Raw genomic sequence first — 19,227 nt, forward strand, 5'->3', positions numbered from 1 at the left:
AGATGCATAGTAGAAGTAATTTATTGTCCCTTGCCGTTTTTTTTGTTGGTTTGATGACTTATGCGCAATCTGAAAAAGAGGTTACACCAAAAAGTTATATTGCATATAAGACTTCAAAAGAAATTGTTATTGACGGAGACGGAGCAGATAAAGCTTGGGAAAAAGCAGAGTGGACAACACCTTTTATCGATATAGAAGGAGTTGAAACTCCAAAATACAAAACTCAAGTCAAAATGCTTTGGGACGATAAATACTACTATATCTTGGCAAAAATGGAGGAGCCTCACGTTTGGGCAAATTTAAGACAGCGCGATACGATTATTTTTTACAATAATGATTTTGAAGTTTTTATCGATCCAGATAATGACACACATAATTATTACGAATTAGAAATTAACGCGTTAAACACCGCTTGGGATTTATTCATCAATAAACCTTACAGAGAAAAAAATACGGTTTTAAACGATTGGAATATCGACGGATTAAAATCGGCTGTAAAGATTGACGGAACTTTAAATAATGCTTCAGATATTGATAAAGGCTGGACATTAGAAATTGCGATTCCATGGTCGGTTTATAAAACGTCCTATTTTGATGATATTGTGCCGAAAGATAAATTTTGGAGAGTGAATTTTTCTAGAGTGAATTGGCAACATGATATTGTTGACGGAAAATATGAACGTAAAAAAGGTAAAGAAGGAAAATTTCTCCCAGAATACAATTGGGTTTGGTCGCCTATGGGAGTGATAAATATGCATGAGCCCGAAAAATGGGCTTATGTATACTTCTCTTCAAAAGAAAGCGATGACAAATTTGCGATTCCGCAGGAAGAAAAAGTAAAATGGGAATTGTACACTTTGTACAGAGCTCAAAAAAGATATTTTGACAAGAATAAAACGTGGGCAAAATCCCTTCAAAATATCAGTAAAAAAAATATAATTGTTGATGGAAAAGTTTTAAAACCAGTTTTAGAAAATCATTCATCAGGATTTAATATCTTGGTAAAGAGTCCTTTTTCAAACAAAACCTTAATAATTAAAGAAGATGGTAAAATTATTACGAACGAATAAATTACAAAATTTTTCAAAGATTGTAGTTTTGGCGCTTTCGCTGAGTTTATTCTCGTGCGGACAAAAAGATACTAAAGCAGAAGAAAACGGGAAATTCACTTTTGGTGTTTGGACGACTGCTGACGCTAAAAAATCAGATGCAGATTATTCGAAAGAATTCAAAAAATACAAAGATGGCGGAATTGACGAAGTTTTAATTAACACACAAACCGACCCAAAACTATTAGCAAGATTGGTTCCGCTTGCAACAAAAGAAGGACTAAAAGTTCACGCTTGGATTATGGCGATGAACCGACCAAACGATTCAATAGCTTTACAGCATCCAGATTGGTATCAAGTAAGCAAAGAAGGAAAATCTTGTTTTGATAACCGTCCGTATGTAGATTATTACCAATGGCTTTGCCCGACTAAAGAAGAATCTAGAAACCACGTTTTAGGTTTAGTTGAAGGTTTAGCAAAAGTGGAAGGAATTGAAAGTGTGCATTTAGATTACATTCGTTTCCCGGATATTTTCTTGCCAATCAGTTTGTTGCCAAAATACAACTTGGTTCAAGATGTAGAATTACCACAATTTGATTTTTGTTATTGTGATGCTTGTGTAAGCAAATTCGAAAAAGAACATCACAAAAATCCTAAACAAAGCCACAATACTTCAATTGATATGGAATGGAAAAATTTCAGATTAAATGCGGTAAAAGCGGTAGTTGATGATGCATATAAAATTGCTCACAAACACAATAAAAAATTAACAGCAGCAGTATTTCCTTATCCAGAAATGGCTGATCACATGGTGCGTCAGCGTTGGGATAAATGGAATATTGACGAAGTTTACCCAATGATTTATCACAGTTTTTATGATGAAGAAATTGACTGGGTAGGTTACGCAACAAAACAAGGCGTGGCAGATTTAGAAGGAAAACCAACGAAAGTAAATACAGGAATTTATATTCCAGGTTTAAAATCGGATGCAGAATTGAAAGAAGCGATTTTAGAAGCTAAGAAAAATGGTGCAACTGGAGTTTCATTTTTTGACGGAAATGCTTTATCAGAAAGTAATTTAAAGACAATTAAGCAAGTAAAATCGACGTTATAATCGATTTTAGTGGGATTAAAAATTATTACTGATTAATTTAGCAACATTAAGAACATTTTGTTTCTCAAGGTTGAATTAAAAACAAAAGACATGTCAAATAGAAGAGATTTTATCAAGAAAACAACTTTAGGCACTTTAGCCATTGGTTCTGTTTTAGGTGTGAGCGGATTTGCTGCTCCCGAAAATGAACTAGAAGTTGAATCAAAAGAAAAAAAACAGACAAAACCGATTATCATCTCGACATGGAATCACGGTTTGCCTGCGAATAAAGAATCTTGGAAAAACCTAAAAGAAGGAAAATCAGCTTTGGATGCTATCGAAGCTGGAATGAAAATACCTGAAGCCGACCCAACTGTTCGAAGTGTGGGTTACGGAGGCTATCCAGATCGCGAAGGAAAAGTGACTCTTGATGCCTGTATTATGGATCACAATAGTAATTGCGGTTCTGTTTGTTTTCTTCAAGGAATCAAACACCCTATTTCTGTTGCAAAAAGAGTATTGCAGAATACGCCTCACGTGATGTTAGCGGGACAAGGCGCTTTGCAATTTGCTTTATCAGAAGGATTTAAAGAGGAAAATCTTCTAACACCTGAATCAGAAAAAGACTGGAAAAAATGGATGGAAGAGTCTAAATACAAACCAGTTATTAATATAGAAAATCACGATACCATAAGTATGCTAATGTTAGACCAAGAAGGCAACCTTTCTGGCGGATGTACCACGAGCGGTGCAGCTTGGAAAATGCACGGACGCGTCGGTGATTCCCCCATAATCGGCGCGGGTCTTTTCTTGGACAACGAAGTGGGAGCTGCAGCGGCAACTGGTTTAGGTGAAGCCGTTATCAGAACTGCAGGAAGTGCAATGGTAGTCGAATTAATGCGTCAAGGAAAATCGCCTTATGATGCTTGTAAAGAAATTACAGAACGTATTTACAACAAACATAAAAACCATAAAGACATGGAGTATCTTCAAGTTGGTTTTATTGCTTTGAACAAAAACGGTGAATATGCAGGTTACAGCCTAAGATCAGGATTTAATTACGCCGTTTCTGATGATGCAAAAGGTCACAGAATGGAAGACGCGAAATTTAAAATGTCTTGGGATAAATAATTTATCACGTTTAGATGGATTAAATGTAATATTTGTCATTTCGACGAAGGAGAAATCTCCGCAAGAAACTCTACAAAGATTGGCGAGCTACTATGAGGAGCAACTCACGGAGATTTCTCCTAAAGTCGAAATGACAAACAGAACGAAGGCTATGTGCATTTATACAAGTGAAACGCCTTTTTAAGCTTAAAAAACTATATCTCTATGTGTTTAAATTAATTTAGCAAATAGAGAAACCAAAAAACAAAGAATGAAAAAATTACTATTCCTACTAACCCTAATCACTTCAGTTTTCTCGGCTAATGCGCAGAAAATTTATACGGAGAATGATATTCGTATCATTCCGAAACCGAGTCAGACTCTTATTAAAACAGGTGTTTTTGAATTCACAAAAGATACAAAATTTGTAGTAAACGGTGATTTCCAAAAAGATGCTGCAAATGCTTTGGCTTCTAAATTTGAAGTGGCTGCAGGATGGAAACCAGAAACGACAACTAAAGCTCCAGTAAGCAATTTTGTTCAGTTTAAAGTAGATCCAAACTTAAAGAATGAAGCTTACGTTTTAGATGTAAATCCGACGAGTATTGTGATTTCTGCTAAAGGAAATGTTGGATTTTTATATGGTTTGGAAAGTGTTAGACAATTACTTCCAGAAGCGATTGAAAGTAAATTTGTAATCACTTCTGCAAAATGGGAAATTCCAAGTTTGACGATTAACGATGAACCACGTTTCAAATGGAGAGGTTTAATGTTGGATTTATCTCGTCATTTCTTCGATAAAAATTATGTTTTGGCAACAATCGATCGTTTGGCTATGCACAAAATGAATGTTTTGCATTTACATTTGGTTGACGATCAAGGTTGGAGAATCGAAATCAAAAAATATCCAAAATTAACGGAAGTTGGTGCTTGGAGAGTAGATCAGGAAAATTTATCATGGAATGCAAGACTTCCGGTTACAGCAGATCAAAAAGGAACTTATGGTGGCTTCTTTACGCAAGATGAATTAAGAGAAATCGTAAAATACGCTTCAACAAAGGGAATCGAAATTATTCCAGAAATCGAAATGCCGGCGCACGTAAGTAGTGCTATCGCATCGTATCCTGAACTGGCATGTTTTGATCAGAAAATTGGTGTTCCGTCAGGTGGCGTTTGGCCTTTGACAGATATTTACTGCGCCGGAAAAGAATCGACTTTTGAATTTTTACAAAATGTAATTGACGAAGTAATCACGATTTTCCCTTCAAAATACATTCATATTGGTGGCGACGAAGCGACTAAAACTAATTGGGCAAAATGTCCGCATTGCCAAAAAAGAATTAAAGATGAAAAATTAAAAAGTGTTGACGAATTACAAAGCTACTTTGTAAAACGTATGGAAAAATACATCAACTCAAAAGGTAAAAGAGTTATCGGTTGGGATGAAATTTTGGAAGGTGGTTTGGCTCCAGATGCAACTGTAATGAGCTGGAGAGGAATGAAAGGCGGAATTGAAGCTGCAGATCAAGGTCATGACGTTATTATGACTCCAGAATCTCCTTGTTATTTCAACTTTTACCAAGGACCACAAAACGAAGAACCTTTAGCGTTTGATGCTTATAATCCGTTAAGTGAAGTGTATAAGTTTGATCCTGTAGTTTCAACCATGACACCTCAAGAAGCGGCACATGTTTTAGGTGGACAAGCCAATTTATGGGCAGAACATTTAGCATTACCAAAAGATTCTGAATACATGATTTTTCCAAGATTGGCAGCATTATCAGAAACTTTATGGAGTCCGAAAGAAAAACGCAATTGGAATGATTTCACAACAAGATTGTTTTCTTTATTTAAACGTTACGATTATTTGGGAATCAATTATGCGAAAAGTGCTTATTTGGTAACTGCTTCTTCAACAGCTGATTTACCTAATAAACAAATCAAAGTCGAATTGAAAAATGAGTTTCCAAATCCAGACATTCGTTATGTTTTAGGAAATCAAAGTATTGATCATCATGCTGTAAAATATATTTCTCCAATTGAAATCAAAGAAACGACTGTTTTAAAAGCTTCTTTATTTCAAGATGATAAACCAGTAGGAAAAACATATACAGATACTATAGTTTTCCATAAAGCATTTGCGAAAAAAGTAAAATACTTAACGCCTTTTAATCAAAGTTATAAAGGAGATGCCAATACAATGGTAAACACAATCAGAGGAAGCAAAAATTTCCATGATGGACAATGGCAGGCTTGGTTGGTTAACGATATGGAATTGGTAATCGATTTGCAAAAAACAGAAAGCATCGAGCAAGTAAAATTGGGAGCTTTAGAAAGTCAAGGAGCGGGAGTAAATTTCCCTATCGAAGTTAAAGTTTTGATTTCTAATGATGGAGTTAAATTTCAGCAAGTTGGAAAAATCACTCGTCCGTATGCAATAAATGCGGTTCCAGAATTGAAAGATTTCAAAATCAATTTCCAAAAACAAAATGCACGATTTGTGAAAGTAATTGCACGCAACTTGAAGAAAAGTCCAAAAGGAGAAAGTTCTTGGCTGTTTGTCGATGAAATTTTAATTGATTAATTATTTAAAGAAATGAATAAGATACTACTTAAGCTCGGGATATTATTGATTTGTTTGATGCCGTTTTTTAGTACTGCACAAACCAAAGGGTTTTCTATATCTAATGGAGAATTTCGTCAAGACGGGAAAGTTATTAAAATACATTCTGGAGAAATGCACTATGAACGTATTCCAAAAGAATACTGGAAACATAGATTGCAAATGATTAAAGCTATGGGATTGAATACCGTAGCAACTTATGTATTTTGGAATTATCACGAAATAGCGCCAGGCGTATGGGATTTTAAAACAGGAAATAAAAATTTAGCAGAGTTTATTCGTCTTGCTAAAAGTGAAGGATTATATGTAATTCTTAGACCAGGTCCGTATGCATGCGGTGAATGGGAATTTGGAGGTTACCCTTGGTGGCTGCAAAATAATCCAGATTTAGTTATTCGTACCAATAACAAAGCATTTTTAGAAGCTTGCAAAACCTATATGGAACATTTGTATGCAGAGGTCAAAGGTCTTTTTGCTAATCAAGGAGGGCCAATTATTATGGTTCAGGCTGAAAATGAATTTGGTTCCTATGTTTCTCAAAGAACAGATATTAAAGCTGAGGATCATAAAGCATACAAAACAGCAATTTATAATATGCTAAAACAAACTGGATTTCCAGAACCTTTTTTTACTTCTGATGGAACTTGGCTGTTTGAAGGTGGTAGTGTTGAAGGCGTGTTGCCAACTGCAAATGGAGAATCAAACATAGATAATTTAAAAAAGGAAGTTGATAAATTCCATAAAGGACAAGGACCTTATATGGTAGCAGAATTTTATTCTGGCTGGCTGGATCATTGGGCAGAGCCATTTATTAGAATTGGATCTGAGGAGATTGCAAGTCAAACTAAAAAGTATCTTGATGCAGGTGTCTCATTTAATTATTATATGGTACATGGAGGTACTAATTTCGGATTTACTTCTGGAGCAAATTATAATGAAGAAATGGATATTCAGCCTGATATTACAAGCTATGATTATGATGCGCCTATTAGCGAAGCAGGTTGGGCAACACCAAAATATATGGCGATACGTGAAGTAATGCAAAAGTATTCTAAAACAAAATTAGCATCAATTCCAGAGAAAATACCAGTTACAAAATATCCTAATCAGCTTATCAAATCCAATATGGATGTTTTAAGTTGGATAAAAAAGGAAAAACCAGTTGTAAATGACCAGCCTTTAACATTTGAAAAATTAGGTCAAGGACATGGATATGTTTTATATCGAAAAAGATTTACGCAGCCTATTTCTGGTAAATTAAAAATTGAAGGATTGAGAGACTTTGCTACAGTTTATGTAAACGGAGTTAAAGCGGGTGAATTGAATAGAGTCTTCAAAAACTACGAATTAGATGTTACGATTCCTTTTAACGGTATGTTAGAAATCCTAGTTGAAAATATGGGACGTATTAATTACGGTGCCGAAATAGTACATAATACGAAAGGAATTATTTCTCCAGTATTTTTGAATGAATATGAAATTAGTGGTGGATGGGAAATGTATAAAATGCCAATGAATGAAGTTCCAGTTATTAAAAATGAAACGGTAAAATCTGGGCGTCCAGTTTTATATGAAGCTACAGTAAACATTGACAAACCAGCGGATACTTTTCTTGATATGACAACTTGGGGAAAAGGAATTGTATTTGTAAACGGACACAATCTTGGACGTTACTGGAAAGTAGGACCACAACAAACACTTTATGTACCAGGTTGTTGGTTGAAAGCAGGTGAAAATAAGTTTGTTGTGTTAGAGCAACTTAATGAAAATAAGCAAACAGAATTAACTTTTACAGATCAGCCTATACTTGAAAAATTAAATTAAGAATACCTATTAAACAAAAAACAAAAGAATAAATAAAACCTAATAAATAGATTAAAGATGAAAAGAGGAATATTCATTATCGCCCTTTTATTTTCAGCTCAGATATTCGCGCAGGCGATTTATGAAGATGAAAGATACGTACCAGAAACAGATCCGTTAGTATTAAAAAACCTAGACGAATGGCAAGGCAAAAAATTTGGTTTGCTAATGCACTGGGGAACTTACAGCCAGTGGGGTATTGTAGAATCTTGGTCTATTTGTCCAGAAGATTACGGATGGTGTGAGCGTAAAAAAGGGAGCAATCCTGCTAATTACAATCAGTACATTGCAGATTATGAAGGATTAAGAAAGACTTTTAATCCAGTGAAATTCGATCCTGCAAAATGGGCAAAAGCTGCTAAATATGCGGGAATGAAATACATGGTTTTCACTACAAAACACCATGACGGATTTAACATGTACGATACTAAATATTCGGATTACAAAATTACGAGTAAAGATGTTCCTTTCCATACAAATCCAAAAGCTGACGTCTTGAAAGAAATTTTCAACTCTTTTAGAGGAGAAGGAATTTCAACAGGAGCTTATTTCTCTAAACCAGACTGGCATAACGAAAACTATTGGGATCCTTATTTCCCACCATTTGACAGAAACGTAAACTACGATCCGTCATTATATCCAGAAAAATGGCAGAAATATGTTGATTTCACGCACAACCAAATCTTAGAAATCTTAACAAACTACGGTAAAGTAGACATCTTATGGTTAGATGGAGGATGGGTTAGAAAAAGAGATCAAGTAAACATCAAAGAAAACTACGATGAGAAGTTTACAGAAAACGAATCTAAAAACGGTTTCATTAAACACAGAGTAGTTGACCAAGATCCTAAAATGGATGAGTTAGTGGTAAAAGCACGTCAAAAACAGCCAGGTTTAATTGTTGTAGATAGAGCAGTTCACGGTAAAAACCAAAACTACTTAACTCCAGAAGGACGTGTTCCAGCTAAAACGTTGCCTTATCCTTGGGAATCTTGTATTCCAGCTGGAGGCGGATGGTCTTATTCTCCGGGTGCTGAATATATGACTGGAAGACAAGGGATTCACATGTTAATTGATATTGTAGCAAAAGGAGGAAACTTATTATTAAACGTTGCTCCAAGTCCAGAAGGAGAATGGGACAAAGGCGCTTACGATTTATTACAAGCTTACGGAGATTGGATGAAAGTAAACAGCACAGCGATTTACAACACAAAACCAATCGAGCCTTACAAAGAGGAAAACATCTGCTTTACACAAAACAAAGCAGGAAATGTATTCGCATTTTATTTAGCTAAAGAAGGAGAAGATAAAATTCCTGCTGAAGTTACAGTAAAAGCTATCAGCCCTAAAAAAGGAACAAAAATTACGATGTTAGGTTCTAAAACTTCTTTAAAATGGACAAAAGAAGTAAACGGATTTAAAGTAGTTATCCCAGAAAGTTTAAGAAACAATCTTCCTGCAAAAGAAGCTTGGACTTTAAAAATCGAAGCGATTAACAGATAAGAAAAGAAGCCTATGGTTTTAAATACTAAATATAAATTTAAAACAGCATGTATTTTATACATGCTGTTTTTTAGCATTACGATTTTTGCGCAAGAGCCAGTTGACTTTGTCAATCCGCTTATTGGAACTTCAAATTACGGTGCGGCTTATCCAGGTCCGATTGCACCACGAGGAATGGCAAGTATTAGTCCGTTTAATGTGGCGGGAGTAAAAAATACTCCGATGGAAAAAGATAGTCAATGGCTTTCTAATCCGTATGTGAATGAAAACACTTTTTTGACGGGATTTTCTCAAGTCAATTTGAGCGGCGTTGGTTGTCCAGAATTGGGCGTTATTTTATTGATGCCAACGACTGGAAAGGTAGAAATCGATCATTTAAAATACGGTTCGACTTATTCTAATGAAGTTGCAAAAGCGGCTTATTACAGCGTAAACATCGACAAGTACAAAGTAAAAGGCGAATTCACGGCTTCAAAACGAGTTGGGATTAGCAGATTCACTTTCCCGAAAGGGCAGTCAAATATTTTATTAAATCTTGGTTTAGGTTTAACAAATGAAGAAGGTGCAATGATAAAAGTAGTGTCACCGACAGAAATTGAAGGAATGCGTTCGGTTGGTTCGTTTTGTTACAACAGCCCAGAAGATGCTTATCCAGTTTATTTTGTGGCTCAATTTTCTAAACCTGCCGATAAATTCGGAGTTTGGAAAAAGCCTGCCAAATACAACGGTGTTGAAGCGCAATGGATGGGGTACAACGGAAAAGCCAGAATGATGGATAATACCATTAAGACCGTTGTAGGGGATAGTATTGGAAGTTATTTTACGTATAAATTCGAAAAACAAGAAACGGTTGAAGTGAAGATCGGAATTTCGTACGTAAGTATCGAAAATGCCCGTGAAAACTTAGCAAAAGAAGTAGGTAACAGATCTTTTGATGCAATTTACAAAGAAACCTACGCCGAATGGAACGAAGAATTGTCTAAAATTTTGGTTGAAGGTGGTTCAAAAGATGACAATACGATTTTCTATACGGCTTTGTATCATACATTAATCCATCCAAACACTTTAAATGATATTAACGGAGAATATCCAGTAATCAAAAGAAGTAAAATTGCTAAAACCAAAGATACTCGTTATACCGTATTTTCATTATGGGATACATACAGAAACGTACATCCGTTAATGTCTTTGGTTTATCCAAAACAGCAATCTGATATGGTAAAAAGTATGTTGGATATGTTTGATGAAAATGGCTGGTTACCAAAATGGGAATTGAATTCGACTGAAACTTTTACTATGGTTGGTGATCCTGCAAGTATTGTAATTACAGATACTTACATGAGAGGGGTTCGTGATTATGATGTTAATAAAGCGTACTATGCGATGTTAAAAGGAGCAGATAATACTGAAAATAATCCGCTTCGTCCAGGATTGAAAGATTATATCAAAAAAGGATATTTAACAACTGACAATAAAGGTCCCGTTTCTACGACTCAGGAATACAATATTTCAGATTATGCGATCTCAATTATGGCCAATGAATTCGGAGACAAAGCGAATGTAAAACGTTTTAAAGAACGTTCTTTATCCTACAGAAAATTATTTGATAAGGATCTGAATTTACTTCGTCCAAGAACTGCAAACGGAGATTGGTACGAACCTTTTGATCCTGCTTCTGGAGCTAATTTCGAAGAAAATGTTGGTTTTATCGAAGGAAATGCTTGGCAATATAATTTTATGGTTCCGCATGACATTAAGGGATTAATGAAATTAATGGGCGGTGAAAAACCTTTTTCGGCTCAATTGCAGAAAATCTTTGATATCAAACAATTTGATATGGCAAATGAGCCCGATATCGCAAATCCATATTTCTTTAATTACGTGAAAGGCGAAGAATATAAAGCGCAAGAACATGTGAAACGACTGGTTAGAGAACATTTTAAAAATGAACCAAAAGGATTGCCAGGAAATGATGACACTGGAACAATGTCAGCTTGGTTGGTGTATTCGATGATGGGAATTTACCCTATTTCTCCAGGAGATCCAATTTACACGATTACAGCTCCGATGTTTCATAGAATAACGATAAAATTAGATCCAAAATATTATAAAAAAGAAAGCATTGTAATTGAAAGACAAATCAATAATGATGGAAAAATCAATTCGATTGAGCTAAACGGAAAATCACTTAATACCTTCTTTATTTCGCACGATGATTTTGTGAACGGAACAAAACTTAAAGTGATCCAAAATTAAACACACACACAACTATGTTACAATTAAGAATGAGAAAAACGGCCATTATTTTTGTAATGGCTGTTGGTTTTTTTAACCAGACCCACGCCCAGAAAAAGTATCTGTATCAGGATGCGAAAGCGCCTGTTGAAGACAGAGTACAAGACTTGTTAAGCCATATGACACTTGAAGAAAAAGTGCGTCAGATGGATATGTATAGAGGAGATTTTTTTAAAGAAAAAGAAGATTTTGCTAAAGGTAAATCGGCTGAAAAAATCGGTAAATTAGGAATTGGAGCGATTCATGATCTTTATCCGCGTTCAGCGAAAATGATCAACGATCTGCAAACCAACGTAATCAAAGGAAACCGTTGGGGAATTCCAGCTTTGATTATGTGTGAAATGCTTCACGGATATTTAGACGAAGGAAGTACAGCGTTCCCAATGAACATTGGACTTGGAGCAACTTGGGACACTTCTGTTTTGGATAAAGTGGGTAAAGTAATTGGTATGGAAGCCAGAGCGCATGGCGTTCATTTTGGTTTTGGACCAAACTTAGATTTAGGACGCGAGCCAAGATGGGGTAGAGTTGCTGAAACTTTTGGAGAAGATGCCTTCTTAAACAGCGAAATTGGTTTGGCATTCATTAAAGGATTACAAGGAGATGATTTAAAATCGGATCGTTCTATTATTGCTGAGCCAAAACACTTCGCAGTTCATGGTATTCCACAAGCGGGAGGAAATTCTTCGCCAATTCTAGTTGGAGAACGTTCAGCTAGAGAAGATCATTTGCCATCTTTCCAAAAAGCATTTACAAAAGGTGGTGCCTTGGGAACTATGTGTGCGTATTCTGAGTTAGACGGAATTCCTTGTGCGGCAAATCATTGGTTATTGACAGATGTTTTGAGAAAAGAATGGGGGTTTAAAGGACTTGTAGTTTCTGATTTAGGAGCTATTAAATACATTCAAACCACTCATAAAGTTTCTGATTCTCCAAAAGAAAGTATTAGAGAAGCAGTTTCAGCTGGTGTTGATATGCAGTTCTACGATTTTTCTAACGAATTCTGGCAAAATACTATTATCGAATTGGTTAACGAAAAGAAATTGACAATGGAAAACATCGACCGTGCAGCGGGAGCAGTTTTACGTTTGAAATTCTTATTAGGATTATTTGAAAATCCATACACTGATAAAAACTTGATTAAAGAACGTTTCCACACTAAAGAAAACCAAGAAGTTGCTTTAGAAGCGGCTCAAAAATCAATGGTTTTATTGAAAAATGACAACAATATTTTACCATTAAGTAAAAATCTTAAAAACATTGCGGTTATCGGACCAAATGCAAATGCTTCAAGAATGGGAGGTTATGCTCCTAAAAATAGTGTTGGAGTAACCGTTTTTGAAGGTGTTCAGCAAGTTATGGGAAAAACAGCGAATGTTGTTTATGAAGAAGGAGTTCCGCTGATCGTAAAAGGTCAAGCAATTCCATCTAAATATTTATTCACTTCAGACGGATCTCAAAACGGATTAAAAGGAGAATATTTCAATAACAGAAATTTAGAAGGAACTCCAGCTTTAACTCGTATTGATAGCCAATTAGAATTTGACTGGCCTTGGGCTCCTGGAGACGGAGTTAATGTGGATGATTTTTCTATTCGTTGGACAGGTTATATTCAATCAGACAAATCATTTGATGGCTGGTTAGGTTTAAGTTCAGATGACGGAATCAGAATGTGGGTTGACGATCAATTGGTTATCGACAACTGGACAAAAGGGGCAACAAGCATTGTGACCACTCCAAAAAATATCGAAGCTGGTAAAAAATACAAAGTCCGCATAGAAATGTGGGAAGGAGGCTGGGGAGCCAGAGCTCACTTACGTTGGAACTTAGAAAAAGTAAACATGCAGCCAGCAATAGATGCTGCTAAAAAAGCTGATGTTGCTATTGTAGTTTTAGGAGAATCAAACGAATTAGTAGAAGAAAACAGAGACGTTGCTGATTTGAATTTACACGGAATTCAGCAAGAATTAATTGAAGCGATTCAGAAAACAGGAACTCCGGTTGTTTGTGTATTATTAAATGGTCGTCCGCTTTCTACAAATTGGATTGCAGATAATATACCAGCAGTTTTAGAAGGATGGTTCCCAGGAGAATTTGGAGGAAGAGCTGTAGCTGATGTTTTATTTGGAGATTATAATCCAGGAGGAAGATTACCAATTACAGTTCCAAAATCAGTAGGGCAGCTACCTATATATTATAACCAAAAACCGTCTGCGATTCATAAATACGTTAGCGAAAGTGAAAATCCATTGTATACTTTCGGTTACGGATTGAGTTATACAAAGTTTGAATATTCGAATTTAAAAATCAGTTCAAAGGAAATTAAGCCAAATGGAGAAGTAAAGGTTTCTGTTGATGTTAAAAACACTGGAAATTTAGACGGAGATGAAGTAGTACAATTATATGTAAATGATGTTTACAGTTCAGTAACAACTCCGGAGAAAACTTTAAGAGGTTTTAAACGTTTAAACATTAAAAAAGGAGAAACTAGAACTGTTGAATTTACACTTACTAAAGATGAATTAGGTCTGTATAACAGGCAAATGCAGTTTGTTGTAGAGCCTGGAGACTTCGAAGTTATGGTGGGTGGTAACTCGACAGAAGTGCTAAAAACTTCATTCAAAGTTTCTAACTAAAAACTGTTAAATGCAGAAGAATTTTAAATGATTTTTAGTTAAAAAAGTGAATATAATTAAAAAAGGCCAAAATCTATTAGATTAATAGATTTTGGCCTTTAAAATAAGGCAGAGTTGGATTACAAATGAAAACGTTTTCTTTCATTTTTCGGGCAAACTTTTACCAACACCTTTAAAAAAATGTCATTTGTCGAAATTATGTATTGTTAACAAAACGTATTCTTAAATTTAACATGTTATTAACTCTAAAAAAACAACTAATATGATTAAAAACGTACTAAAATTACTGTTCGTCATATGCCTTTTTGGGTTCCAAAGCCTAGAAGCGCAGACTACAGTAAAAGGAACGATAACAGATGCTGTTAGCGGAATTCCGATTCCTGGGGCAAATATTATTGTTAAAGGAACTAAAACAAGTGCTTCATCAGATTTTGATGGAAAATATAGCATTAGTGTTCCAAATCAATCAGCAGTTTTAGTATTTACTTATGTAGGGTCTGCTACAAAAGAAGTTGCTGTAGGAGCACAAACTACTATTAATGTGTCTTTAGGTGCAGACACACAACAATTAGGAGAAGTAGTGGTAACGGCTCTTGGTATTAAGAGAGAGAAAAAAGCTATTACTTATTCTGCACAAAACGTTTCAGTAGACGAAATTTCAGAAGCAAGATCATTAAACGTTGCCAACTCACTTTCTGGTAAAGTTGCAGGTCTTAACTTCTCAACTACATCTAATGGTGTTGGTTCTTCTTCTAGAATTACTTTAAGAGGTAACAGATCTCTTAACGGTAACAACCAACCTCTTTATGTTGTAGATGGTGTGCCAATTAGTAACGGAACAACAAATTCTAACCCTGATATTGATACAGGAGGAACTACACAGCCTGATGGTATCTCTAACATTAACCCAGAAGATATTGCTTCGATGACTGTTCTTAAAGGACCATCTGCTGCAGCTCTTTATGGTTCTAGAGCATCAAATGGTGTAATCGTAATTACAACTAAATCTGGTAAAGCTGGAAAAACTTCAGTTTCGTTATCATCTAACTTTATGGCTTCTTCAGCTTATGACTTGATGAACTTACAAAACCAGTACGGACAAGGTACAAACGGAAATTATGTTGCTAACTCAAGCTCAAGCTGGGGAGCACCTTTAGATGGACGTCAGGTTTCTGCTTGGCAGTTGGTTCGTAATCCAAATTATGCTGGGTCGCCTACACAAAGCTATTCTCCACAACCAAACAACGTAATTGATTTTTACAAAACAGGTTACAACTTAGCTAATACCTTAACTGTAACAGCTGGTAACGAGAAAGCACAAGGGTACTTTTCTTATACGAATACACGTGCAGAAGGTATTGTTGGTGGAAATGCTATGGACAGACACAATCTTAACTTAAGATTGACTAGTAAAATTACAGATAAGTTAACTTTAGATGCTAAAACAAATTACATCGTTCAAGATATTGATAACTTATTAAGAACTGGTGAAGAGTCTATCGGTACATCTGCTTATTTATTACCTCGTAGTATTGCTTATAGCGATTACAAAAACTTCGAATATTTTGATGCTGCAGGACAAAGACAAGTAAACTACTTCCTTGATGAAACTGGAGCTCCTGGTGGAAACCCATTCTGGTCTGCATTAAGAGATGATGCTCGTTCAGATAAGAGAAACAGATTTATTGGTTTAGCGTCTCTTAAATATGAGTTTACAAAAACGTTAAGCTTACAAGGTAGAGTTGGTTTAGACCAAATGACAAACAAAAACGTAAGAAACAGATATGCAACTGCAGCTTTCAACAGCAACATGGGTTCATACAGCGAATCTTATGAAACAGTAAGCGAATTAAACGTTGATGCTTTACTTTCTTACAATGAAAAATTCGGAGATTTTTCTGTTGGACTTAACGCTGGTGCGAATGCATTACAACAAAATAGTTCAGCTTTAAACTCTGGTGGTGTTTTAAGTAAAAGAAACTTCTTCGCATTATCTAATGTGCAGACAGTTCAATCTACTTCTACAGCTTCAAACAAAAGAATCAATTCTGTTTACGGATTTGGACAACTTGGTTTCAGAAACTACTTATTCTTAGACGTAACAGCTAGAAATGATTGGTCTTCTACTTTACCAACAGATTATTTCTACCCATCTTTCGGTCTTTCTGCTGTTCTTTCTGATATGTTTACATTACCAGAAGTTATCAGTTTTGCAAAAATTAGAGGTTCTTACGCACAAGTTGGTAACGATACAGATCCTTATCAAACACAACAAAGATACTCTTACATTGGAGGAAATGGTGGTATGTTATACGGACAAAGCACAAAAGCTAATCCAAACTTAAAACCTGAGATTTCTTCTTCTACAGAGTTTGGTGCTGATGTTAGATTCTTCAACAACCGTTTAGGTTTAGATTTTACTTATTTCAATACCTTAACTAATAACCAAATTTTCTATATTAACACTCCAGAATCTTCTTCTTACTCAAGAGCTATTGTAAATGGTGGAGATATTGAAAATAAAGGTATCGAGTTAACATTAACTGCAACTCCAATTCAAACAGAAAACTTTACTTGGGATATTACAGCGAACTACGCTTCTTATAAATCTAAAGTAAAATCTATCTATGACGGAAGAGATGAGTTAGTTCTTGGTGAAGGACGTTTAGTGAGAAGTAAAGTTGTTCAAGGTGGAGAATATGGTGATTTATACATCAAAGGTTTCCAAAGAGATCCAGAAGGAAACATTATTGTAAACAGTGCTGGTATTCCATTAGCTACAAATGGATTTGATGTTCGTGCTGGTAACTTTAATCCAGATTGGACTGCAGGTTTCAAAAACAACTTCAAATACAAAGATTTCTCTTTAAGCTTCTTAGTTGATTTCAGAATCGGTGGTGAAGTTATTTCATATACTCAGGCTAGACAAGCTGGTTTAGGGGTAAGTGATATTACTTTAGCAGGAAGAAATGGTGGAATTATTGTGGATGGTGTAGTTTCTAACGGAAATGGTACTTATTCTCCAAATACTACAAGTATTAATGCTGAACAATACTGGACAGCTATCGGACAAAGAACTCCTATTGCAGAGCCATTTATCTACGATGCTACAAACATCAGATTAAGAGAGCTTGTTTTTGGTTATTCATTGCCAAAACGTATGTTAGGTAATTCTGGATTCTCAAGTATTGACTTCTCTTTAGTTGGTAGAAACTTGTTCTTCTTCTTAAACAAAGCAGAACATTTTGATCCAGAAGCAGGAGCAGGTACAGGTAACTTACAGGGGATAGAATCTTTCAACATTCCTTCAACAAGAGATTATGGAGTAAATGTTAAATTTGGATTTTAATTAAATAAGATATATCATGAAATATAGTTTTAAAATAAAAACATTAGGAGTTGCATTAATGGCAGTTTCGATTTTATCAAGCTGTACGGGCGACTTTGATGAAATAAACAAAGATCCTAATTCGTTGACTGAAGATCAGTTAGATGCTACTTTAGCAGGGCCTGCATTTGCATCTGCATTGTACGCTGGTATTCACAACGGTTCTTACTCATCTCCAGGAGTTGATGATCAAGGAACTTGGGGTATCGCAACAGGTATTTTGTCTTCAACTTTTATTCACTACTTAAACTGTGGATATGGTACTGAAAGAAATGCTTTTGTTAACGGTTACGAAGGTAGAGGATGGACAAGATTTTACACAGTTGCTGCTCCGGCTTTAACAAATGCTGTTAAAGCATCTGAAGGAAATGCTGAAGCTCTAGCAATTCTTAAAATCTGGAAAGTTTTCATGTACAACCAAATGGTTGATGCTTACGGACCAATTCCTTACACAGAAGCTGGAAATGGTAAAGAAAAAGTTCCTTACGATAGCGTAGAATTTATCTATGAAGATTTCTTTAAATTATTAGACGAAGCTAATGCAACGTTATCTTCTACATCAGTAACTTCAGTTGCATCTCTTTCTCCAAACGACAGAGTTTATGCAGGAAGTGTTGACAAATGGAGAATTTTTGGAAACAGTATGAGATTACGTTTGGCTATGAGAATTTCTGACAAAGATCCAGGAAAAGCAAAAACTCAGGCTGAAGCTGCTGTAGCTGCAGGAGTAATGGAGACTAACGATCAGGGAGCATTTTTTAAAGCAAGTAACATTACACCAAACAACCTGAACATGATTGTAAACAGCTGGGGTTATGTAATGACATCTTCTATGGAAAGTATCTTAGTAGGATACCAGGATCCACGTTTATCAAAATGGTTTGCCCCAATCACTACAGGAGTATATAGAGGTAACCCGGTTGGAGGTTTAGAAGATCAATTTGGAACTACTGAATTCTCTAAATTTAATAATGAAGAGCTTGGGAATGGTTCAAATAATACCCGCAGTGAAACTAAAAACATTGAAATCTTTATGGCTTCTGAGAACTTTTTGACAAGAGCAGAAGGAGCTTTAAATGGATGGAACATGGGTGGTGATGCCAAAACATTATACGAGAAAGGTATTACATTATCTCTTGCACAATGGGGATTCACTGACCCAGCTGTTGTTAATGCTTATATTAATGGAGTTACATTGCCAAGTTTACCAAATATTTTGACTGTATATCCAACTTTGGATTTACGTGATATTCCAGTTAAATTACCAGTAGCATGGTCTACTTCAGTTGCTAACCAACGTACACAGATTGCGGTTCAAAAATACTTAGCAATTTTCCCAGAATCTTGGGAAGCTTGGGCAGATTTACGTAGAAGTGATGCTAAAGTAATCTATCCAGTATTAAACACAGACAACCCAGATGCAGGTGTTGGTAAATCTCTAATGAAGAGAATTATTTATACTACAAATGAGTACTCGTCAAACAGAGCTGCTGTTGATGATGGTATCGTAAAATTAGGCGGTGCTGATTCAGGTGGAACTAGACTTTGGTGGGACACAAAATAATTAATTTGGTGAGTAAAGATCGACACAGTCCTTACTTAAAATGCAAAAGGAGAGGTAACTCTCCTTTTGTTTTATAGGTATGTCAGTAATTCGACATCCAAAA

At 35.5% G+C, this 19,227-nt stretch carries 10 protein-coding genes; all 10 read left to right on the forward strand.

Annotated features, from left to right (window positions below; translation table 11 throughout):
• The first annotated feature begins 2 nt into the window (after nucleotides 1-2).
• The 10 genes from NQQ59_RS14420 to NQQ59_RS14465 all read left to right on the forward strand — a co-directional run bounded on the left by NQQ59_RS14420 (nucleotide 3) and on the right by NQQ59_RS14465 (nucleotide 19,124).
• Nucleotides 3-1,070 carry a carbohydrate-binding family 9-like protein gene (locus NQQ59_RS14420; protein WP_144219597.1) on the forward strand — a complete coding sequence of 356 codons (1,068 nt, stop codon included), beginning with the start codon at nucleotides 3-5 and terminating at the stop codon, nucleotides 1,068-1,070.
• Nucleotides 1,045-2,163, forward strand: coding sequence for a putative glycoside hydrolase (locus tag NQQ59_RS14425; RefSeq protein ID WP_144219598.1), 1,119 nt, complete (start codon nucleotides 1,045-1,047; stop codon nucleotides 2,161-2,163). Before NQQ59_RS14420 ends, NQQ59_RS14425 begins: the two co-directional genes overlap by 26 nt.
• Nucleotides 2,164-2,253: 90 nt before the next feature.
• Nucleotides 2,254-3,273, forward strand: a complete 1,020-nt coding sequence (locus tag NQQ59_RS14430) for an isoaspartyl peptidase/L-asparaginase family protein (protein ID WP_144219599.1) — start codon at nucleotides 2,254-2,256, stop codon at nucleotides 3,271-3,273.
• 250 nt (nucleotides 3,274-3,523) lie between these two features.
• Nucleotides 3,524-5,836 carry a glycoside hydrolase family 20 protein gene (locus NQQ59_RS14435; RefSeq protein ID WP_144219600.1) on the forward strand — a complete coding sequence of 771 codons (2,313 nt, stop codon included), beginning with the start codon at nucleotides 3,524-3,526 and terminating at the stop codon, nucleotides 5,834-5,836.
• A gap of 12 nt (nucleotides 5,837-5,848) precedes the next feature.
• Nucleotides 5,849-7,699 carry a beta-galactosidase gene (locus tag NQQ59_RS14440; protein WP_144219601.1) on the forward strand — a complete coding sequence of 617 codons (1,851 nt, stop codon included), beginning with the start codon at nucleotides 5,849-5,851 and terminating at the stop codon, nucleotides 7,697-7,699.
• A gap of 57 nt (nucleotides 7,700-7,756) precedes the next feature.
• The gene (locus NQQ59_RS14445; RefSeq protein WP_144219602.1) at nucleotides 7,757-9,241 is read left to right on the forward strand and encodes an alpha-L-fucosidase; all 1,485 of its coding nucleotides are present in this window, start codon (nucleotides 7,757-7,759) and stop codon (nucleotides 9,239-9,241) included.
• A gap of 12 nt (nucleotides 9,242-9,253) precedes the next feature.
• A complete protein-coding gene (locus tag NQQ59_RS14450; protein WP_144219603.1) occupies nucleotides 9,254-11,497 on the forward strand; it encodes a GH92 family glycosyl hydrolase in 2,244 nt (747 codons plus the stop codon).
• A gap of 14 nt (nucleotides 11,498-11,511) precedes the next feature.
• Nucleotides 11,512-14,172: a glycoside hydrolase family 3 N-terminal domain-containing protein gene (locus NQQ59_RS14455; protein ID WP_144219604.1), complete on the forward strand. Its 2,661-nt coding sequence runs from the start codon at nucleotides 11,512-11,514 to the stop codon at nucleotides 14,170-14,172.
• 262 nt (nucleotides 14,173-14,434) lie between these two features.
• Nucleotides 14,435-17,521: a SusC/RagA family TonB-linked outer membrane protein gene (locus NQQ59_RS14460; protein ID WP_144219605.1), complete on the forward strand. Its 3,087-nt coding sequence runs from the start codon at nucleotides 14,435-14,437 to the stop codon at nucleotides 17,519-17,521.
• Nucleotides 17,522-17,537: 16 nt separating this feature from the next.
• Nucleotides 17,538-19,124, forward strand: a complete 1,587-nt coding sequence (locus tag NQQ59_RS14465) for a SusD/RagB family nutrient-binding outer membrane lipoprotein (protein WP_144219606.1) — start codon at nucleotides 17,538-17,540, stop codon at nucleotides 19,122-19,124.
• Nucleotides 19,125-19,227 lie beyond the last annotated feature (103 nt).

It is taken from the genome of Flavobacterium panacis, assembly GCF_024649945.1.
Taxonomy (GTDB): Bacteria; Bacteroidota; Bacteroidia; order Flavobacteriales; family Flavobacteriaceae; genus Flavobacterium; species Flavobacterium panacis.